Annotated in this window: 18 protein-coding genes and 1 riboswitch; of the genes, 6 read left to right on the top strand and 12 right to left on the bottom strand. The window is 70.8% G+C overall.

What is annotated here, in order from left to right; translation table 11 throughout:
- The first annotated feature begins 85 nt into the window (after positions 1 to 85).
- Positions 86 to 535: a hypothetical protein gene (locus tag HHX30_RS11370; RefSeq protein WP_169981844.1), complete on the top strand. Its 450-nt coding sequence runs from the start codon at positions 86 to 88 to the stop codon at positions 533 to 535.
- A gap of 3 nt (positions 536 to 538) precedes the next feature.
- On the opposite strand, the gene HHX30_RS11365 is transcribed toward HHX30_RS11370, so the two are convergent.
- Together HHX30_RS11365 and HHX30_RS11360 are read right to left on the bottom strand one after the other, a co-directional pair.
- On the bottom strand, positions 539 to 916 hold the full coding sequence (locus tag HHX30_RS11365) for a VOC family protein (RefSeq protein ID WP_169981843.1): 378 nt from the start codon (positions 914 to 916) through the stop codon (positions 539 to 541).
- 42 nt (positions 917 to 958) lie between these two features.
- Positions 959 to 1,204, bottom strand: a complete 246-nt coding sequence (locus HHX30_RS11360) for a hypothetical protein (RefSeq protein ID WP_169981842.1) — start codon at positions 1,202 to 1,204, stop codon at positions 959 to 961.
- A gap of 5 nt (positions 1,205 to 1,209) precedes the next feature.
- A riboswitch (guanidine-III (ykkC-III) riboswitch) is annotated at positions 1,210 to 1,281 on the bottom strand.
- A 147-nt stretch (positions 1,282 to 1,428) separates the two neighbouring features.
- Here HHX30_RS11360 and HHX30_RS11355 point away from each other — a divergent pair.
- The gene (locus tag HHX30_RS11355) at positions 1,429 to 3,252 is read left to right on the top strand and encodes an acyl-CoA dehydrogenase (RefSeq protein WP_169981841.1); all 1,824 of its coding nucleotides are present in this window, start codon (positions 1,429 to 1,431) and stop codon (positions 3,250 to 3,252) included.
- A gap of 71 nt (positions 3,253 to 3,323) precedes the next feature.
- Here the strand turns inward: HHX30_RS11355 and HHX30_RS11350 are convergent, their stop codons facing one another.
- From HHX30_RS11350 to pdhA, 10 genes are all read right to left on the bottom strand, one after another.
- Positions 3,324 to 4,835 carry a sodium:solute symporter family protein gene (locus HHX30_RS11350; protein ID WP_169981840.1) on the bottom strand — a complete coding sequence of 504 codons (1,512 nt, stop codon included), beginning with the start codon at positions 4,833 to 4,835 and terminating at the stop codon, positions 3,324 to 3,326.
- A gap of 380 nt (positions 4,836 to 5,215) precedes the next feature.
- Complete coding sequence (locus HHX30_RS11345) at positions 5,216 to 5,509, bottom strand: Dabb family protein (protein WP_169981839.1); 294 nt, start codon at positions 5,507 to 5,509, stop codon at positions 5,216 to 5,218.
- A 43-nt stretch (positions 5,510 to 5,552) separates the two neighbouring features.
- Entirely contained in the window at positions 5,553 to 6,584 is a 1,032-nt protein-coding gene (locus tag HHX30_RS11340) for a hypothetical protein (RefSeq protein ID WP_169981838.1), read from the bottom strand.
- Positions 6,585 to 6,612: 28 nt separating this feature from the next.
- The gene (locus tag HHX30_RS43210; RefSeq protein ID WP_169981837.1) at positions 6,613 to 8,757 is read right to left on the bottom strand and encodes a peptidase domain-containing ABC transporter; all 2,145 of its coding nucleotides are present in this window, start codon (positions 8,755 to 8,757) and stop codon (positions 6,613 to 6,615) included.
- Between the two features lie 178 nt (positions 8,758 to 8,935).
- A complete protein-coding gene (locus HHX30_RS11330) occupies positions 8,936 to 9,913 on the bottom strand; it encodes a TIGR04500 family putative peptide maturation system protein (protein WP_169981836.1) in 978 nt (325 codons plus the stop codon).
- Positions 9,910 to 10,893 (bottom strand): MvdC/MvdD family ATP grasp protein, encoded by a 984-nt coding sequence (locus HHX30_RS11325; protein ID WP_169981835.1) that lies wholly within the window; start codon positions 10,891 to 10,893, stop codon positions 9,910 to 9,912. Before HHX30_RS11325 ends, HHX30_RS11330 begins: the two co-directional genes overlap by 4 nt.
- Positions 10,894 to 10,994: 101 nt before the next feature.
- A complete protein-coding gene (locus HHX30_RS11320) occupies positions 10,995 to 11,132 on the bottom strand; it encodes a putative ATP-grasp target RiPP (RefSeq protein WP_169981834.1) in 138 nt (45 codons plus the stop codon).
- Positions 11,133 to 11,377: 245 nt separating this feature from the next.
- Positions 11,378 to 12,787 carry a dihydrolipoamide acetyltransferase family protein gene (locus tag HHX30_RS11315; protein ID WP_169981833.1) on the bottom strand — a complete coding sequence of 470 codons (1,410 nt, stop codon included), beginning with the start codon at positions 12,785 to 12,787 and terminating at the stop codon, positions 11,378 to 11,380.
- Between the two features lie 16 nt (positions 12,788 to 12,803).
- Entirely contained in the window at positions 12,804 to 13,778 is a 975-nt protein-coding gene (locus tag HHX30_RS11310) for an alpha-ketoacid dehydrogenase subunit beta (protein ID WP_169981832.1), read from the bottom strand.
- Complete coding sequence (gene pdhA, locus HHX30_RS11305; protein ID WP_310742129.1) at positions 13,775 to 14,866, bottom strand: pyruvate dehydrogenase (acetyl-transferring) E1 component subunit alpha; 1,092 nt, start codon at positions 14,864 to 14,866, stop codon at positions 13,775 to 13,777. Before pdhA ends, HHX30_RS11310 begins: the two co-directional genes overlap by 4 nt.
- A gap of 296 nt (positions 14,867 to 15,162) precedes the next feature.
- Here pdhA and purS point away from each other — a divergent pair, with 296 nt between their 5' ends.
- The 4 genes from purS (at position 15,163) to purL (ending at position 19,140) form a co-directional block, all read left to right on the top strand.
- A complete protein-coding gene (gene purS / locus HHX30_RS11300) occupies positions 15,163 to 15,408 on the top strand; it encodes a phosphoribosylformylglycinamidine synthase subunit PurS (protein ID WP_169981830.1) in 246 nt (81 codons plus the stop codon).
- Between the two features lie 198 nt (positions 15,409 to 15,606).
- Positions 15,607 to 16,032, top strand: a complete 426-nt coding sequence (locus HHX30_RS11295; protein WP_310742131.1) for an ATP-binding protein — start codon at positions 15,607 to 15,609, stop codon at positions 16,030 to 16,032.
- 169 nt (positions 16,033 to 16,201) lie between these two features.
- Positions 16,202 to 16,885: a phosphoribosylformylglycinamidine synthase subunit PurQ gene (gene purQ, locus HHX30_RS11290; protein WP_169981828.1), complete on the top strand. Its 684-nt coding sequence runs from the start codon at positions 16,202 to 16,204 to the stop codon at positions 16,883 to 16,885.
- Positions 16,882 to 19,140, top strand: a complete 2,259-nt coding sequence (gene purL / locus HHX30_RS11285) for a phosphoribosylformylglycinamidine synthase subunit PurL (protein WP_169981827.1) — start codon at positions 16,882 to 16,884, stop codon at positions 19,138 to 19,140. The genes purQ and purL overlap by 4 nt, the downstream gene beginning before the upstream one ends.
- Positions 19,141 to 19,181: the final 41 nt, after the last annotated feature.

The raw sequence follows: 19,181 nt of genomic DNA, 5'->3' as shown, positions 1-19,181 counted from the left end.
GCCGGGAGACTAACCGGGGCGCGTCAGGGGAGGCTCAGGGACTTCCCCGATGCCACGGAAACGCCCAAAAGGGCACGCTGAAGTCATGAACGAACTGACCCGAATGGACGAGATGTCCTTGGCCGGCGCGGCCCTGCGCGGCGCGCCCTGGCGGGCCGCGGCGACGTCCGGCGGGGCGGTCGCGGCCACGAGTTTTCTCCTGGGCGTCATCCTGCCCGGCCCGGCCGACCTGACCTGGGCCCTGTGCGCGGGCCTCACGGTGTTCGCCCTCGTCGCGGCGATCGGCGCGATCTCCAAGCCGGACGCCGGCGACCGGGTGACCCGGCAGGCGCGCCTCTGGGCGCTGCGCCACCCCTGGCGCTTCGCGCTCTACCCGGGCCTCGGCGCCGCGGCGCTGATGTACCCGGTGCAGCTCGTGATCGACCGCGAGGGCGTCTTCGGCGCGGCCTGGGACGCGTTGTGGGGCGGCGCGCTCGTGCTGCTGATCACCGCCGTTCTCACGGTCTCGATGCGCGGCCGCGCCAAGGGCGCCTGAGGCTCAGGCCTCCCGCTCCGCCGCGCCGCGGCAGACGCAGAACTCGTTGCCCTCGGGGTCGAGGAGAGTGACCCAGCCGGTGCCCTCCGGGGTGCGGTGGTCCTCGTACGGCTTGGCCCCGAGCGCGAGCAGCCGCTCCACCTCCTGGTCGCGGGTGCCGTTCCCGGAGGGGACGACGTCGAGGTGCAGGCGGTTCTTGACCGTCTTGCCCTCGGGCACCTGGATGAAAAGCAGGTGCGGAGGACCGTCCGGACGGTCCAGCATGACCTCGTCGTCCTCCGGCTCGGAGTCAACGAGCGGCCAGCCCAGGGCCTCGCTCCACCACTGGGCCAGCTCGTACGGCCGGGCGCAGTCGATCGTCGTCGTGTAGATCTCAATCATGCGCCCCACCCAATCCCGACACCGGCAAAGGTGTCAAGCAGGTTACGTGGCGGCCCGCCGCGGTCGAAGCGCCCGGACGAGGCTGACCGCGGACACCACGGCCCAGACCCCCTCCAGCAGCAGGAATCCCCAGTCGTCGTCCGCGTACGCGAGCCACGCGAGCACCGCGGAGCCGACGAGGTTGAGCACGAGGTAGATCTTCGAACTGTTGTCGAGGACGTTCATCTGGGAGAGCAGGAACGCGCCGAGAATCAGGACGGCGCCGGCGATCTGCAGAACTTGGTCCATGTCCTTCCGCCCACCGTCTTCGCTGGTCCGGGTACGGCGGGCACCTCGTCCGGGAAGACCGCGGCTCGCGGCCTTCTCACAACGGGACGATACCGGTTGTGAGACCTCATTCCGTGCGATCTGTGGCACAGACCCTGGATATGGGCGGTTACTCGTGGGTAGCATTCCTTTAGAGTTACCGACCAGTACGTTACCCCCGGGTTCGGTTCTAGGAGCGCACACAGATGGGTCACTACAAGAGCAACCTCCGCGACCTGGAGTTCAACCTCTTCGAGGTGTTCGGCCGCAGGGAGATCCTCGGCACCGGCCCGTTCGCCGAGGTCGACGAGGACACCGCGCGAAGCGTGCTGGACGAGGTCAACCGGCTGGCCGTCGGCCCGATCGCCGACTCGTTCGAGGACGCCGACCGCCACCCGCCCGTATTCGACCCCGCCACCCACAGCGTGACCATGCCGGAGAGCTTCAAGCGCTCCTACCAGGCCTGGGTGGACGCCGAGTGGTGGCGCCTGGAGCTGCAGCCGGAGCTCGGCGGCACGCCCGCCCCGCGCAGCCTCGTGTGGGCCATGGCCGAGATGGTGCTCGGCGCCAACCCCGCCGTGTGGATGTTCGCCTGCGGCCCGGCCTTCTCCCGCCTGGTGTTCGAGCTCGGCACCCCCGAGCAGAAGCGGTTCGCCGAGATGGCCGTCGAGCGGCGCTGGGGCGCGACCATGGTGCTCACCGAGCCCGACGCCGGCTCCGACGTCGGCGCGGGCCGTACGAAGGCGATCCAGCAGCCCGACGGCACCTGGCACATCGAGGGCGTCAAGCGCTTCATCACCAGCGCCGAGCACGACATGGCCGAGAACATCTTCCACCTCGTGCTGGCCCGGCCCGAGGGCGCCAAGGCCGGCACCAAGGGCCTGTCGATGTTCCTCGTGCCGAAATACCTGGTGGACCTGGAGACCGGCGAGCTGGGCGAGCGCAACGGCGTCTACGTCACCAACGTCGAGAAGAAGATGGGCCTGAAGGTCTCCACGACCTGCGAGCTCACCCTCGGCGAGAAGCACCCCGCCATCGGTTACCTGGTCGGCGACGTCCACGACGGCATCCGGCAGATGTTCATGGTGATCGAGCACGCCCGCATGATGGTGGGCGCCAAGGCCATCGCCACGCTGTCCACCGGCTACCTCAACGCGCTCGACTTCGCCAAGAACCGCGTCCAGGGCGCCGACCTCACCCGCTCGGGCGACAAGACCGCCCCGCGCGTGACGATCACCCACCACCCCGACGTACGCCGCGAGCTCATGCTGCAGAAGTCGTACGCCGAGGCGATGCGCGCGCTGGTGCTCTACACGGCGACGATCCAGGACCAGATCCAGATCGCGGAGTTCGAGGGCCGCCGCGACGAGGCCGCCGAGGCGCTCAACGACCTGCTGCTCCCGCTGGTGAAGGGCGTCGGCTCCGAGCGGTCGTACGAGCTGCTGGCCCGCTCGCTGCAGACCCTCGGCGGCTCGGGCTTCCTGCAGGACTACCCGATCGAGCAGTACATCCGCGACTCGAAGATCGACTCGCTGTACGAGGGCACGACCGCCATCCAGGGCCAGGACCTGTTCTTCCGCAAGGTCCTGAAGAACCAGGGCGCGGCACTGGGGTCGCTGCTCGGCGAGATCAAGGCGTTCGCGGCCTCCGAGGCGGGCAACGGACGGCTGAAGGTCGAGCGCGGCCTGCTCGACGAGGCGGCCGACGTGGTCAAGTCCATGGCCGACACGATGGCCGGATGGGCGATCTCCTCCATGGAGACGCCGCAGGAGGTCTACAAGGTCGGGCTCAACACCACCCGGTTCCTCATGGCGCTGGGCGACCTGGTGCTGAGCTGGCTGCTGCTGCGTCAGGCCGAGGTCGCGCTGAACGCCCTGTCCGCCTCGGAGGAGGACAAGGCGTTCTACACGGGCAAGGTCGCCGCGGCCTCGTTCTTCGCGCAGACCGTCCTGCCCCGGCTGGCCGCCGAGCGCCGCGTGCTCGCCGCCACCGGTCAGGACCTCATGGAACTGCCCGAAGAGTCCTTCTGATCTGTGCTGGTCCGGTACGGCCGCCGCCCACGCTCTGGTGCGGCGGCCGTACCTGTAGAACTTCGGCTGGATCAGGCGGACGCCGGGAGCGGGCGGGCGGCGCCGTCCTCGTCGGTGTTGACGGTCCGGAGCAGTTCCTCGCGCTCGGGGGTGTTCTCCGGGCGGACGAAGCCGATGACCGTGAACAGCACGAGCGAGGTGGCCACCGGCGCGGCCGTGGACACGGCGGTCGACAGGCCGCTGACGCCGTAGTTGGTGAGCCAGAAGACGAACAGGCCCGCCGCCCACGAGATCAGCGCCGCCGTCGGACCGGACCGGCGGAACAGCGGCAGCATGCCGAGCAGCAGCGGGATCGAGATCGGGCCCATCAGACCGGCCACCCACTTGATGACGACCGTGATGATGTCCTTCAGCACTGGGCTGTTGACCTGCGTGGCCACGGCCATCGACAACGCGATGAACGCGACCGTGGTGACGCGGGCTGCGACCAGGGCGGCCCGGGTGTCCCAGCCCCGCGCCGCGCGGGACAGCACCGGGATCACGTCGCGGGTGAAGACCGAGGCGATCGCGTTGGCGTCGGAGGAGGCCATCGCCATCGTGTGGGAGAAGAAGCCGGCGATCACCAGGCCGAGCAGGCCGTGCGGGATGAGCTGGGTGGTCAGCAGCGCGTAGGAGTCGCTCGCGTCCGGTTTGGTCGCGTGGACCAGCAGCGGCGCGGCCCACATCGGGAAGAACAGCAGCAGCGGCCAGATCGCCCACAGCACGGCCGACAGCCGGGCGCCGCGGGCCGCCTGCGCCGCGTTCGGCGCGGCCATGTACCGCTGGGCCTGGTTCCACATGCCGCCGTTGTACTCGAACGTCTTAATGAACAGGAACGCGAGCAGGAACGTCACGGTGAAGGGACCGTTGAGCGGCTGAGCGTGCCCCTCCGGCAGGCGGTCCCACATCCCGCCGACGGCGTCGATGCCGCCGAGCTTGGCGAGGACGGCGACCAGCATGACGACGCCGGCGAGAAGCTGGATGACGAACTGCCCGAAGTCGGTGAGCGCGTCGGCCCACAGGCCGCCGACCGTGCAGTAGACGGCGGTGACGACGCCGGTGATCAGGATGCCCTGGTTGAGCGACAGGCCGGTGAACGTCGACAGCAGCGTGGCGATGGCGGCCCACTTGGCGCCGACGTCCACGATCTTCAGCAGGCCGCCGGACCAGGCGAGCGCCTGCTGCGTCGGCACGTTGTACCGCTTGGCGAGGAATTCCAGCGGAGAGCTGACCCTGAGCTTCGACCGGATCCGGTTCAGCCGCGGCGCGAACAGCACCGAGCCGATCGCGATGCCGATGGCGATCGGGAAGGCCCAGGTGACGTACGACGTGGCGCCGTAGAGGTAGGCGATGCCGGCGTACCCGGTGAACATGACGGCGCTGTAGCCGGACATGTGGTGCGAGATGCCGGCCAGCCACCAGGGCATCTTGCCCCCGGCGGTGAAGAAGTCACTGATATTGCCGATACGCCGGTGCGAGTAGACGCCGATCGCCACCATGACGATGAAATAGGCGCCGAGAACGTACCAGTCCAATTGGTTCACGCGCGTCGTACCTCCGGGTGAACGGCGGCACCCGGACCGACAACCGCCTGGCCTCGTTACGATGCGCCCGCCTCCCGGACGCCGTCAATGGCGGGTTCGCAGGTCACGGGCTCGCGGAGGACGGGACCGAGACCGTGACGCAGGTCACGGCCCGTTCACGTTCATGAACCGAATTCGCGTATCCGAATCGTTATCGAGGACGGCCTTGATCCCGCACACGCCGGAGGGTGAGAGTGTGCGGCGAAATGAGATTCCAGCAAGCGGCACATGACGGACCTGTCACCGCCTGGCACCGGTGATCGTCCGGCAAGGCACGTGCGTGGAAACGGGAGGACGAGGGGCGCTGCCCGATCGCCCTCCGCGTGAGCACGCTCAGCGGTTCAGAGGGTGTACTGCACGGCCGCACGGGCGGCGAGGATCGGCGTGATGCACTCGTCGATCACCGCGCGGTGGGCCGGGTGGTCCCGGTAGACGACGTAGTCCTCCGGGGAGTCGAAGCCGGCGACCACGGCGAAGGAGAAGTTGCCCTGGTTGACGCCCGCGTCCGGGCCGATCTGATAGGAACGCAACTCGGAGATGACGTCCGGCAGCCCGCCCAGCCGCCTGGCCACCTCGGCGCGCTGCTCCTCGGTGGCGTCATCGGTCCACTTCAGCAGCACGACGTGCCGGAACATGCTCACTCTCCTCCGCTACGGGAATCACGCGCGGCCCATCCTCTCATCCGGTCATGGCGCGGGCATCCAGAGGAGGCGAGAGGCCCACGGAATGATCATGGTCAGTGATGGCCGGAATCGCAGGTGTGGCCTCAGCGCGGGCGTCGCTCGGCGAAGGCCCGCCGCGCCGTACGGCGAGCCACTCGCGGAAGGCTGCTTCGCCCGCCACGGCCAGTGTCTCCGGATCGTCCCGCGCCGCCCGGCGCTCCAGCACGATCCCGGTCAGATAGCCGTCGCCGTACGCCATCGGGCCGACCCGCGTGTCGTGCGCGGCGTGCCGCAGCGGCGCGGGCAGGTCCCTGGCCCACCGCTCGCCCACGGTCACCGTGGCCTCTCCGCACCCCACCAGGCCGCCCACGCCGCGCAGCGACTTCCCGTCCACCGGCTGGGAGCCCGTCACCCACAGCGCGCGTACGCGGTCGAAGTCGCGGCGGTGGGCCGCGAGGTGGCCCGGCGCGAGCTCGGCCTCCTTCCGCCGCCGGAAGCGCCGCCACCGCGCGATCCCGGTGACGAACACCTCGAACTGCTCACCGGACAACGACATCTCCGCCAGCCAGGCCAGCGTGGAGGCGCGGTCGCGCAGGCCGTGGCCGGCGCGGAACTCCGCCACTGCCTCGCGCAGATCGCCCTCGTCCAAGGGCTCGTCGTCCTCCATGAGCTCACGTGACAGAAGGCATTGCTCGGCGATCACGGCCCGGAGATCCCGGCAGTCGGCCTGAAGCAGTGCGAGGGCCTCCGCCACCCCCGCCCGCAGGCGATCCGTGCCGAGCGGACCGCCGGGCGCCCGACCGTCCTGCTCCGACTCCGCCCCGCGCGGCACGGACAGCGTCACCGTGCCGCCCTCCGGATGGTTCAGCCGCAGGTCGTACTCGCCGCGCCTGCCCGTGAGGACAAGCCGCGGGCAGGCACGGGGATGGCGGGCCGCCCACGACCCGACCACCTCTCCCGCCTCGGCGAGGCCCGTACAGCGGCGCCGCAGTCCGCGCAGGATCTCGGTGCCCTCGCCGAGCAGGTCGGCGAACTCGAAGGTCGTCATCGTCACCTCACAGCCCGCGTTCGCACGCTCACGTCTCCGCCCCGGCCGTCTGCGCCGCGACCAGCGCGGCGTAGTGCCCCCCCTGCGCCAGCAACTCCCTGTGCGCACCCCACTCGACGATCCGACCGTCGTCGACAACGACGATGAGGTCGGCGTCCCTGACCGTGCTCAACCGATGCGCGATCACGATCCGGGTCTGGGTGAGCCCGGCCAGGTTCGCCTCGATCTGGGCCTCGGTGGCGCTGTCCAGGTTGCTCGTGGCCTCGTCGAGCAGCAGGACCTTCGGCCGGGACAGCAGTGCCCGCGCGAGCGCGAGGCGCTGGCGCTGACCGCCGGACAGGCCCGCCCCCTCTGTGAGCACGGTCTCGTACCCCATGGGCATGGCCGAGATCTCGTCGTGCAGGCACGCCAGCCCGGCGGCCCCGACCACCCGGTCGAACGACGCCTCGGGGTCGTTCAGCGCGATGTTCTCCCGGATCGTGCCGGTGAACAGCGACGGGTCCTGAGTGACCACGCCGAACTGGCGCCGCAGGGACCGCGGGTTGAGCTCGCGGAGCGGGACGTCGTCGTAACGGATCTCCCCCTCGGTCGGTGTGTGCAGCGCCAGCAGCATCCTCGCCAGCGTGCTCTTGCCCGCTCCCGAGGGGCCCACAAGCGCGATCTTCTGACCACGCTCGATCCGCACCCATACGTCACGCAGGATCCATGGCCCGCGGGGGTCGTAGCGGAAGCCCACCCCCCTCAGCTCGATCCGGCCGCGCAGCCGCAGGACCTCAATGCCGCTGTCCTGCTCGGGTTCGGAGCTCAGGATGTCCGACAGCCGGTCGAAGTGCGCTCCGGCCTGCTGCATGCTCTGCAGACTGGTCATGAGCGAGGACAACGGGGTCAGCGCCGCGGTCGCGACGGCGTTGAGCCCGAGCAGCGCACCGAGCGTGATGTCGCCGTCCAGCACCCGCCAGGCGCCCACCCACAGCAGCACGAGCGGAGCGAGCAGCCGCAGCGCGTTCAGCGCCGCCTCGAGCAGTCCCTGGGTGAGCCCGCCGCGTACGTCGGCGTCCAGTTGCTCGGCGAAGAACTTCGTCCACTGGTCGACGGCGCGTGACTCCGCGCCCGAGGCCTTGAGCGTCTCGATGCCGCCGATCGCCTGCACGAGCTGACTCTGCGTGGCCGCGTAAGCGGTCAGCTCCCGCTGGGTCAGATAGTGCACCCTGCGTGCGGTGGCGAGCAGCAGGGCGATCTGCGCGGCCGCGAACCCGAGCAGGCACAGCCCCAGCACCGGATCCCTGACGAGGACGAGCACCGCGTAACCGATCGCGAGCGGCCCGTCGATCAGGGCCGACAGCACCTGCCCGGTCAGCATCTCCCGCAACACCGCCACGCTGCCCGCCCTGGTGACCAGGTCGCCCTTGCCGCGCAGGGCGAAATACCGGTACGGCAGGGTCACGAGATGGGCGACCACTCCCCGGGTGAGCTCGGCGTCCGCCCCCGCCCGGACCGACACCAGCAGGACCGACCTGAGCCAGCCGACCACGAATTGCGTGAGGCCGGCGAGCACGAGCCCCGCGCCCAGCAGGAGGAGCAGCCGATCGGCGCCGTACGGCAGGACCCGGTCGACCAGCGACTCGGAGAACACGGGCAGGGCGAGCCCGAGCACCTGCAGCAGCACGGAGGCGGCCACGACCTGAGCGAGCAGTCCCTTGCGCCGCAGCACCAGGTCGTGCAGGAACCGCCGCCGCCATGCGGTGGCGGCGGTCGAACGGCCCGGACGAAAGCCGGGAGCCGGCTCGAAGGCGAGCAGCACCCCCGTGAAGCCGGAGTCGAACTCCTCAGAGGTGAGCCTGCGCCGGCCTCGGGCAGGGTCGACGACGTCCACCTGGTCGGGCGCCCAGCGCTCCACGACAAGGAAGTGGTTGAACTCCCAATGCACGATCACGGGCATGGGCAGCCGGGCGAGGTCCTCGGGCCCCAGTGAGAAGGCACGCGCCTTGAGTCCCAGCTCCCGGGCCGCGTCGGCGATCGCCCGTGCGGACAGCCCGTCCCTGCCGACCTGCAGCCGATCGGTGATCTCGTGCAGGGAGAGCCGGCGCCCGTGGTAGGAGAGGATCATCGTCAGGCACGCGGCGCCGCATTCGGTGGCGGTGTTCTGCAGCACGACGGGCACGCGCCTTCTCACGAGCCGCTCCCCGCTCCCGAGAGCACCGCGACGGCGACCGCACCGGTTCCGGACGCGAGCAGCACGGCCAGCGCCCACAGCAGAGTGATCATGCCGCGACGGATCATCACAGGCGGTCGCGCCCCGGAGCCGGGTCTCGCGTACCTGCTCAGGGCCTCCTCCCGGTAGAGGCCACGCCTCATGACCAGTGCCATTCGATCCTCGCCTGCCGTCGCCGCCCGGCCAGCCACTCGGCGAAGGCGGCGCGGCCCGCGGCCGCCAGCGTCTCCGCGTCGTCCTCGGCCGGCCTGCGCTCCAGGACCGTCCCGCTGAGGTAACCCTCCTCGCTCTCGCACGGGCCGACGACGGCGCCCGCGGGGGCGCCGCGCAGCTCGGCGGGCAACTCGCGGGCCAGACGCTCGCCGACGATCACCCGGGCCTCCCGGAGCTCCGGCAGGAGGACGAGCAGGTCCTGGGGAGAACTCGCCGCATACCTGTCCGCCGAGACCACCCAGACCGCCCTTACCCGGTCGAAATCGGCGCGGTGTGCCGCCAGGTATCCCGGCCCCAGCTCGCTCTCCTTGCGCCGCCGGAACCGCCTCCGCCGGGCGATGCCCGAGATGTAGGTCTCGAACATCTCGCCCGACATGCCGACCTCCTCAAGCCAGGCGAGGGTGGACGCCCGGTCCAGCAGGCCGCGTCCCCGGCGGAACTCGTCGGCCGCGGCCTGCAGGTCCCCCGGGGTGAGCGGCTCGTCGTCGTCCAGCAGTTCGTTGAGAATCACGCACTGGTCGACGATCTCCTCGTACGGCGTCGCGTCCCGGCGCGACAGCGAGCGCAGCATCGTCAGGGCCTGGGCGACGGACAGGTGGACGTCGTCCACGGTCACCAGCCCTCCGGCCGCCCAGTGCGTGGAATGGTCGACCAGCCAGGGCACGCCGTCCTCCGGCGGCGCGCTCACCGCGACCGTGCCGCCCTCGGGATGCGCGAGCAGCAGATCGTAGTCGACCACCGGGGTCCCCGGCCGCACGTCGACGACGAGCTGGGCCGACAGGCCGGGGCGCTCGGCCGCCCAGGCGGCGGCCGTACGCCTGGCCTCCTCGACGTCGGGGCGGCGGCGGGGCAGGCTCCGCAGCAACCGCACGCCGGACTCGACCGCCATGCCGAAGTCGCTCACCGCGCCCGCCTCCCCTCGTGGGCCGCCGCGAGCCAGCCGGCGATGGCGTCGCCGACCGGCAGCCCGGCGCGCTGCTCCGCGAAGCCCCAGGCGCCGTTCGGGTTGATCTCGAGGAACACGTACTCCCCCTCGGGGGTCAGGATGAGGTCGATCGCGCCGAAGGTCAGGCCCAGCGACGCGGTCAGCGCGACGCAGCGCGCGGCCACGGGCTCGGGAAGCTCGTGCGGGCTGTATCGCACCCGGTCGTCGTCGTAGTGGCGCCAGTCGTCCCTCGCGGTCCGGGACGCCCGGGTGTCGATCGCGGCGGCGAAGACGCTCTCACCGACCACGATCACGCGCAGCTCGACGTCCTTCGTCACGTAGGGCTGGAGAATGACCGGCTCGTGCCGGAGCCGATGCCGTGAGGTGAGCAGGCGCCGGGTGACGAGGGTCGTGTACGCGCGGTGGTCGGCCCCGTCGACGGTGAACGCGTCGGAGCTGATCTGCTTGGCGATCAGGCGGCCCGAGGCCCGCTCGTACGCCGGGACAAGCTCGGCCGGGTCGTTGGTGAAGACCGTCGGGGGCACGGTGAACCCCAGCTCGACCGCGCGGGCCATGTGAACGATCTTGTTGTGCGCGTGCCGCTCCACCTCACGCCGGCACGGCAGCCAGGGGACTTCGGCCAGCGCCCACACGCCGTCGAGCAGGAACTCCGCCTGCAGCGCGGCGTGCGCGCGATGAGTGGGGTCGGTCACGTTCCCGGCGCTCGCCGGGCGGTTCGGGCGTCTGCGCCAGACGGCCGTCACGTCGGCGAGGTCGATCCGCCCGTCCACGGTGTCGAGCACGACGCGGTGCCGGCCGCCGTCGAAGGCGGCGGTGATCCCGGCCCTCGCGGGGTGGTCTCCCGGGTCCCACCAGGTCACCGGCACCCCGCGGTGCTTCAGCTTGGGCAGGACCGCGTGGACCGCCTCGTCCCCCCGGTCGCTGAGTATCAGGATCACGTTCACTCCGGTCAAGCGCGGACGGCGGAGCGGGAGGTCCGCTCCGCCGTCCTGTGGGCGGCCCGCGGGTCGTCTCACCCGCGGGTCCCTATCAGCTCAGGTCAGCTGTTGACCCACTCGGCGGGCTTGCCGCCGATGTACCAGCTCACCGACCAGCGGCCGCCGCTGACCTCGCCGAGCTCGGCGTCGGTCAGCTCCGCACCCTCGAACGGAATGTCGTCAATGCTGATCTTCGACATGATGTCGTCCTTTCTCGCCGCTCGCGCGGCCTTGCCTGGTCCCCCCGCAGCGGCGAGGATCCCCCGGATCTCCGGCGTTCCCGGGGCCGGTGATCGCTTACGGCGAAGACGCTACGGACGGCGTCTTGGACGTCACTTGCATCCTGCTTGACACCTGCGCCACCTGGGTGACGCAGGAAAAGGGCCGGACACCCCTCGAATGCGCCATGCGCCTCGGGTGCCCGGCCCTTCCAAGCGCGTGCGGCTCAGCTCCAGGCGAGCATTCGGAGGGGGTCCTCCAGCATGGCGCCGACGTCGCGCAGGACGTAGGAGCCGAGCTCGCCGTCGACCACGCGGTGGTCGAACGACAGCGCCAGGGTGGTGACCTTGCGGACCGCGAGCTGCCCGTCGACCACCCAGGGCATGTCCCTGATCTGGCCCACGGCGAGGATCGCCACCTCTCCCGGATTGAGGATCGGCGTGCCGGCGTCGACGCCGAAGACGCCGACGTTGGTGATCGTGATCGTGCCGCCGCTCAGCTCGGCGGGCCGGCACTTCCCGGCCCGCGCCCGCTCGGTGAGGTCGCCGAGCGCCCGGGCGAGGCCGGGCAGCGACATCGCGTCGGCGTCCTTGACGTTGGGCACGATCAGCCCCCGATCGGTGGCCGCGGCGATGCCGAGGTTCACGTAGTGCTTGACCACGATCTCCTCGCCGGTCCACGAGGCGTTGACCATCGGGTGCCGCTTCACCGCCGTGAGCAGGGCCTTCGCGACCAGGAGCAGCGGGGAGACCTTGACCTCGGCGAACTCGGGCAGCGTCCGCAGCCGCCGGACCGCCTCCATCGTCTCGGTCACGTCGACCTGGAGCCACTCAGTCACGTGCGGGGCCGAGAACGCGCTGGCCACCATCGCCTGCGCGGTCGCCTTCCTGACCCCTCTGACCGGGATGCGCTCCTCTCGCGCGGTCGTGTCGCGCCCGGCGGTCGGTGCGAGGGCGGGCGCCGCAACCGCCGCTTCCACGTCGGCCCGGGTGATCGACCCCCGAGGGCCCGTGCCCGTGAGGGTGGTCAGGTCCACACCGAGGTCCTTGGCGAGCTTGCGGACCGGCGGCTTCGCCAGGACGCGCGCCCGTACGGACGCTCCGGAGCCGTTGCCGTGTGCCGCGCCAGCACCCCCTCCCGCGACGGCGGGGGCGGGAGTGGTCAGCGGGGGCGCGGCGGTCCGGACGGGCGGAACCGGCGGAGCAGACGCGGCGGGCGGAGCGGACGACGCCGGTTTGCGGGGGCGGCGGCGAGTGGCGCTCGTCTTGACGCCGTACCCGACCAGCACCGGCTGGCGCTCCTCCTTCGGCGGAGCTTGGGCCTCAGCGCGGTTCCGCACGTCCGGAACCATGTCGTCGGCCAGCGCCTCCCGGCCCGCGCCGGCGCCGTCACCGCCCGCGCCGTCGTCCACCGAGATGATCGGGGCGCCGACGTCGACGGTCTGGCCCTCGCCGACCATCAGGGCGGACACGGTGCCCTCGTACGGGCACGGGAGCTCGACGACGGCCTTGGCCGTCTCGATCTCCACGATCGTCTGGTTGATCTTCACCGAGTCGCCCGGGGCGACGTGCCACTTGACGATCTCGGCCTCGGTCAGTCCCTCGCCCACGTCGGGGAGTCTGAACTCGCGCAGCATGGCAGATCCCTCCCCCTCAGTACGCGAACGAGCGGTCCACGGCGTCGAGCACGCGGTCCAGGTCGGGCAGGTAGTGGTCCTCCAGCCGGGACGGTGGATAGGGCGTGGAGAACCCGCCCACCCGCAGCACCGGCGCCTCCAGGCTGTAGAAGCAGCGCTCGGTGACGCGCGCCGCGATCTCGGCCCCGAAGCCGGTGTAGACCGGGGCCTCGTGGACGACGACGCACCGTCCGGTCCGCGTCACGGACTCGGTCAGGACGTCCACGTCGAGGGGGTTGAGCGAGCGCAGGTCGACGACCTCGACGCTCCGCCCGTCCTCCTCCGCCGCCGCGGCGGCCTCCACGCAGGTCTTCACCATCGGCCCGTACGCGACCAGCGTGACGTCGCGGCCCTGCCGTACGGTGCGGGCGCGGTCGAGTGGCAGGCCGGGGGCGGCGAGGTCGACGTCGGCCTTGTCCCAGTAGCGGCGCTTCGGCTCGAAGAAGATGATCGGGTCGTCGCAGCGGACGGCGTCCTGGATCATCGTGTACGCGTCCGCCGGGTTCGAGCACGCGACCACCCGCAGGCCCGCGGTGTGGGTGAAGTACGCCTCGGGCGACTCGGAGTGGTGCTCGACCGCCCCGATGCCGCCGCCGCAGGGGATGCGTACGACGACGGGCAGCTTGAGCGTGCCGAGCGACCGCAGCGGCATCTTGGCGAGCTGGGTGATGATCTGGTCGGCGGCCGGGAACACGAACCCGTCGAACTGGATCTCGCACACCGGCCGGTAGCCGCGCAGGGCCAGGCCGATCGCCGTGCCGATGATGCCCGACTCGGCGAGCGGCGTGTCGATCACGCGGTCCTCGCCGAAGTCCTTCTGCAGGCCGTCCGTGACGCGGAAGACGCCGCCGAGCTTGCCGACGTCCTCTCCCATCACGAGCACCTTGGGGTCGTCCTCCATGGAGCGGCGGAGGCCCTCGTTCAACGCCTTGGCGAGAGTCAGAGTGGTCATCGCTCGAACCCCGCCAGGTAGGTCAGGTACTGCTCGCGTTCCTCGTCGAGGAGTGCGTGGGCGCCGGCGTACACGTGATCAAAGATAGCCCCGGGCGGCGGGTCGGGCAGCGCCAGGCACCGGCTTCGCACGTCCTTGCCGAGCGCGTCCGCCTCGGCGTCGATCTTCTCGAAGAACTCCTGGTCCGCGAGCTGGTTCTTGAACAGGTACGCCTTGACCCGCTCGATGGGGTCCTTCAGCTTCCACGCCTCCAGCTCGTCCGCGAGGCGGTAGCGGGTGGGGTCGTCGGAGGTGGTGTGCGCGCCCATCCGGTAGGTGAACGCCTCGATCAGCGTGGGCCCCTGCCCCTCGCGGGCGTTCTGCAGCGCCCGGCGGGTCACGGCGAGGCAGGCGAACACGTCGTTGCCGTCGACCCGGATCCCCGGGAAGCCGAAGCCGGACGCCCTCTTGTACAGCGGGATCTTCGACTGCTTCTCCAGCGGCTCCGAGATGGCCCACTGGTTGTTCTGGCAGAAGAAGACGACGGGGGCGTTGAACACCGAGGCCCAGATGAACGACTCGTTCACGTCACCCTGGGAGGTCGCGCCGTCGCCGAAGTAGACGATCGTGGCCGCCTCGGCGCCGTCGCGCTGGACGCCCATGGCGTACCCGACCGCGTGCAGGGTCTGGGAGCCGATGACGATCGTGTAGAGGTGGAAGTTGTGCTCGGCCGGGTCCCATCCGCCGTTGCTCACGCCGCGGAACAGGCCGAGCAGCTTGACCGGGTCGACGTCGCGGCACCAGGCCACGCCGTGCTCGCGATAGGTGGGGAAGGCCATGTCGGCGTCCGTGAGCGCCCGGCCCGAGCCGATCTGCGCGGCCTCCTGCCCGAGCAGGGACGCCCAGATGCCGAGCTCCCCCTGCCGCTGGAGCGCGACGGCCTCAAGGTCGATGCGGCGGACGAGGACCAGGTCGCGATAGAGGGAGCGGACCTCCTCCGCGGTCAGCTCGATGTCGTAGTCGGGATGCTCGACCCGCTCCCCTTCCGGGGTGAGCAGTTGGACGAGCTCCGGGGGTGCGTCTACACCACGAGGGGCGTCGGCTGTCACGTGCCACTCCTGTGCGTGTCGGGCCCCCGCGGGTGGGGTCACCCCCGCAGGAAGGCCGGGTCGTCTGGCGTACGGCCGCTGGGGTGGGCGACCGGGCGCATATGTGGACATCGTGGCAGAAGTCACACCCCACAGCGCAAGACCCCGCCCGCCTGTCCACACTTCTCCGATTCCCGGACCGTGAGACGCCACACCCCCGGTGCCGGGGCCACAGGGGGCGAGGCGGCGGGGCGGCACTAGGCTTGACCCAGGCGGACCCCCGATACCGGCGGGCCTATTCGAACTGGAGGAACATCGTGGCGCGCGTCATCGTCGACGTCATGCTCAAGCCGGAGATCCTCGACCCGCAGGGCCAGGCGATCGCCCGGGCGCTGCCGCGACTCGGCTTCTCCGGGGTCGCCGGGGTGCGGCAGGGCAAGCGGTTCGAGCTGGAGCTGGACGGCCCGGCCGACGAGGCCGCGCTTTCGGAGGTCCGAAAGATGGCCGAAACCCTGCTCGCCAACACGGTCATCGAGGACTTCACGATCCACGTCGAGAGGTGAAGTGGCGCATTTCACACCACTATTGCCGCTGCTTATCAACCCCAAATGGGGCTTCGGTCCCTCTCGAACCCACCTATACGCCACGCCCTGATTAACAGGGACGTGATTTTGCGGTTAGCCCTGATTCATCGGGGAAGCCTACCTTGGTGACCTTCGACACCGGGGAGGGGTCCGGTGGATATTGAGTTCTCACTGGCGATGCCACGAGATGCGATCGGCATCCCGATGGTCCGCCGGGTGGTGGGAGACGCGCTCCGGTCTCTGGGAGTGACCGAGGAGTGCGTGTCCGACATACTCCTGGCTACGTCCGAGGCGTGCGCCAACGCGGTACGGCACGGTGGTCCCGCCAACCGCTACGAGGTCATGGCCACCATCGGCAACGGTCGCTGCGAGTTGCGCGTCGCCGACGAAGGCGAGGGGCTGCACATGATCCCCCGGCAGTATCCGCCGGCGGAGACCGAGAACGGACGGGGCATCCTGATCATGCGTGCCGTCGTGGACGATCTCTCGTTCGACATCACGCCCGGGCGCGGCACCACTGTGCGCCTGTGCAAAGAGCTCGACTGGGACGAGGACGCCATCGCCCATCACCTCACCCTCGATCGGCATCTCGCCGGGGTCTGAGGGCCCCGGCGACGCACCGCGCCGGGCCCGGGGACCCGGTGTGACGAGTGATCGGTAGTGGCCTCCGCGAGGGGAGCCCGTTTGGCGGCTCCGATACCCTGAGGTGTACCGCCACTGACCGCCGTCCGGCACATGAGACGGTGGCGTGCGCCTTGGAGGGAAAACTGTCATGAGCGCTGCCCGGGTGGGCGTCGTCACCTTCCCCGGAACACTCGACGACCAGGACGCCGCGCGAGCCGTACGGCTGGCCGGAGCGGAGGCCGTGCCCCTGTGGCACGCCGACCACGACCTCAAGGGAGTCGACGCCGTCTTCCTGCCCGGCGGGTTCTCCTACGGCGACTATCTTCGCTGCGGGGCGATCTCCCGGTTCTCCCCTCTCATGACCGAGCTGATCCCGGCCGCCCAGGCCGGGCTGCCCGTGCTCGGCACCTGCAACGGCTTCCAGATCCTCTGCGAGGCGCACCTGCTGCCGGGCGCGCTGACCCGCAACGAGGGCCTCCACTACATCTGCCGTGACCAGCGCATCCGCGTGGAGAGCACGCGTACGGCGTGGACGACGGACTTCACCGACGGCCAGGAGATCGTGCTGCCGATCAAGCACGGCGAGGGCCGTTACGTCGCCGACGCCGACACGCTCGCGGCGCTGGAGAGCGAGGGCCGGGTGGTCTTCCGCTACGCCGGCGGCAACCCGAACGGCTCGCTCAACGACATCGCGGGCATCACCAACGAGGCCGGGAACATCGTCGGTCTCATGCCCCACCCGGAGCACGCGGTCGAGGACCTGACCGGCGCGCCCAGCGTGGACGGCCGGCACTTCTTCACCTCGATTCTCAAGAGGCTGGTGAACGCGTGAGCACCCTCGACAGCGTGAGGCGGGCGCAGGAGACGCCGGACGAGCGCCAGCCGTACGCCGAGCTGGGCATGAAGGACGACGAGTACCAGCGCGTACGCGAGATCCTCGGGCGCCGTCCGACCAGCTCCGAGCTGGCCATCTACTCGGTGATGTGGAGCGAGCACTGCTCCTACAAGTCGTCGAAGGTGCACCTGCGGCAGTTCGGGACCAAGGCGCCCAAGTCGGAGGCGCTGCTCGTCGGCATGGGCGAGAACGCCGGCGTGGTCGACATCGGCGACGGCTGGGCCGCCACCTTCAAGATCGAGTCGCACAACCACCCGTCGTACGTCGAGCCGCACCAGGGCGCGGCGACCGGCGTCGGCGGCATCGTGCGCGACATCATGTCGATGGGCGCCCGGCCGGTCGCGGTCATGGACGCGCTGCGCTTCGGCGGGGCCGACCAGCCCGACACGCGCCGTGTGCTGCCCGGGGTCGTCGAGGGCATCAGCCACTACGGCAACTGCCTCGGCCTGCCCAACATCGGCGGCGAGGTCGCCTTCGACCCCTGCTACATCGGCAACCCGCTGGTCAACGCCCTGTGCGTCGGCCTGCTGCGCAAGGACCAGATCAAGCTCGCCACCGCCCCCGGACCTGGCAACAAGGTCGTGCTGTTCGGCGCGCGGACCGGCGCGGACGGCATCGGCGGCGCGTCGGTGCTGGCGTCGGCCACCTTCGAGGACGAGTCGCAGGCCAAGCGGCCCGCCGTACAGGTGGGCGACCCGTTCATGGAGAAACTGCTGATCGAGTGCTGCCTGGAGCTGTACCAGGCGGACGTGGTCGTCGGCATCCAGGACCTCGGCGCGGCCGGGGTATCCTGCGCCACGACCGAGCTGGCCGCCAAGGGCACCGGCGGCATGGAGGTCGACCTCAACCTCGTCCCGCTGCGCGATCCCACGCTGCGGCCCGAGGAGATCCTCATGAGCGAGTCGCAGGAGCGCATGATGGCGGTCGTCACACCCGACGACATCCCCGCCTTCATGGCGATCTGCGACAAGTGGGATGTTCCGGCGACCGTGATCGGCGAGGTCACCGACACCGGCAGGCTCGTCATGACGTGGGACGGCGAGGTGATCGTCGACATCCCGCCGGGCACGGCCGCCGACGAGGGCCCGGTCTACGAGCGTCCGTTCCACGAGCCCGCCGGGCAGGCGGCGCTCAACGCCGACGGCCCCGAGCGCCTGCCCCGGCCCGAGGACCTGCGGGAGACGCTGCTCACCCTGCTCGGCTCGCCCAACCTCGGGTCCAAGGAATGGGTGACCTCCCAGTACGACCGGTACGTCCGGGGCAACACGGTCCTCGCCCAGCCCGCCGACGCCGGCATGCTGCGGATCTCCGAGGTCATGCCGGGCGCCCAGGAGACCACCCGGGGGATCGCGCTCGCCACCGACGGCAACGGCCGCTACGCGAAGCTCGATCCGTACACGGGAGCCCAGCTCGCGCTGGCGGAGGCGTACCGCAACGTGGCGGTGACCGGCGCGAAGCCGCTCGCCGTCACCAACTGCCTCAACTTCGGCTCGCCCGAGGACCCCGAGGTCATGTGGCAGTTCTCCGAGGCCGTGCGCGGGCTCGCCGACGCCTGCCGGACCCTCGGCGTCCCGGTGACCGGCGGCAACGTGTCGTTCTACAACCAGACGGGCTCGACCGCGATCAACCCGACGCCGGTGGTCGGCGTGCTCGGCGTGATCGACGACGTGGCGCAGCGGGTCAGGTCCGGCTTCACGGCCGCCGGCCTGCGCGTCCTCCTGCTGGGCGAGACCCGCGAGGAGTTCGGCGGGTCGGAGTGGGCGCACGTCGTCCACGGCCACCTGGGCGGCCTGCCGCCGCAGGCGGACCTGGAGGCCGAGCGCGGCCTGGCGGCGGTGCTGACCGAGGCGGCGGCCCGCGGGCTGCTGGAGGGCTCGCACGACCTGTCCGACGGCGGTCTCGCCGTCGCCCTGGCCGAGGCGTGCCTGGCCCAGGGCGTCGGCTGCACGGTGACCCTGCCGGGCGAGGACGCCTTCGTCGAGTTGTTCAGCGAGTCGGCCGCGCGGGCGCTGGTGTGCGTGCGGCCCGAGGCGTTCGAGGCCCTCGCCGACCTGTGCGCCCGCCACGAGGTCCCGTGCTCCGGGCTCGGCCTCACCGGCGGCTCCGCGCTCACGGTCGAAGGCGTCCTCGACGTCCCGGTCGAGGAGCTTCGCGAGGTCCACTCGTCCGCGCTCCCGCGCGTCTTCGGCTGATTCCGATTGAGTGAAAGGGCCCTTCCGGACGGACCGTCCGG

The sequence above is a fragment of the Microbispora sp. H10836 genome, assembly GCF_012999525.1.
Classification (GTDB): Bacteria; Actinomycetota; Actinomycetes; order Streptosporangiales; family Streptosporangiaceae; genus Microbispora.
Note: the sequence above shows the minus strand (reverse complement) of the source record. Positions and strands in the feature narration are given on the sequence as shown.

What these genes read in the sequence shown, in the direction of transcription:
- HHX30_RS11315 (WP_169981833.1), bottom strand. Translation starts at nt 12,787, where the DNA reads ATGCTGCGCGAGTTCAGACTCCCCGACGTGGGCGAGGGACTGACCGAG.
- HHX30_RS11295 (WP_310742131.1), top strand. Translation starts at nt 15,607, where the DNA reads ATGCCACGAGATGCGATCGGCATCCCGATGGTCCGCCGGGTGGTGGGA.
- HHX30_RS11355 (WP_169981841.1), top strand. Translation starts at nt 1,429, where the DNA reads ATGGGTCACTACAAGAGCAACCTCCGCGACCTGGAGTTCAACCTCTTC.
- HHX30_RS11365 (WP_169981843.1), bottom strand. Translation starts at nt 916, where the DNA reads ATGATTGAGATCTACACGACGACGATCGACTGCGCCCGGCCGTACGAG.
- HHX30_RS11345 (WP_169981839.1), bottom strand. Translation starts at nt 5,509, where the DNA reads ATGTTCCGGCACGTCGTGCTGCTGAAGTGGACCGATGACGCCACCGAG.
- HHX30_RS11370 (WP_169981844.1), top strand. Translation starts at nt 86, where the DNA reads ATGAACGAACTGACCCGAATGGACGAGATGTCCTTGGCCGGCGCGGCC.
- HHX30_RS11340 (WP_169981838.1), bottom strand. Translation starts at nt 6,584, where the DNA reads ATGACGACCTTCGAGTTCGCCGACCTGCTCGGCGAGGGCACCGAGATC.
- HHX30_RS11320 (WP_169981834.1), bottom strand. Translation starts at nt 11,132, where the DNA reads ATGTCGAAGATCAGCATTGACGACATTCCGTTCGAGGGTGCGGAGCTG.
- HHX30_RS11360 (WP_169981842.1), bottom strand. Translation starts at nt 1,204, where the DNA reads ATGGACCAAGTTCTGCAGATCGCCGGCGCCGTCCTGATTCTCGGCGCG.
- purQ (WP_169981828.1), top strand. Translation starts at nt 16,202, where the DNA reads ATGAGCGCTGCCCGGGTGGGCGTCGTCACCTTCCCCGGAACACTCGAC.
- HHX30_RS11310 (WP_169981832.1), bottom strand. Translation starts at nt 13,778, where the DNA reads ATGACCACTCTGACTCTCGCCAAGGCGTTGAACGAGGGCCTCCGCCGC.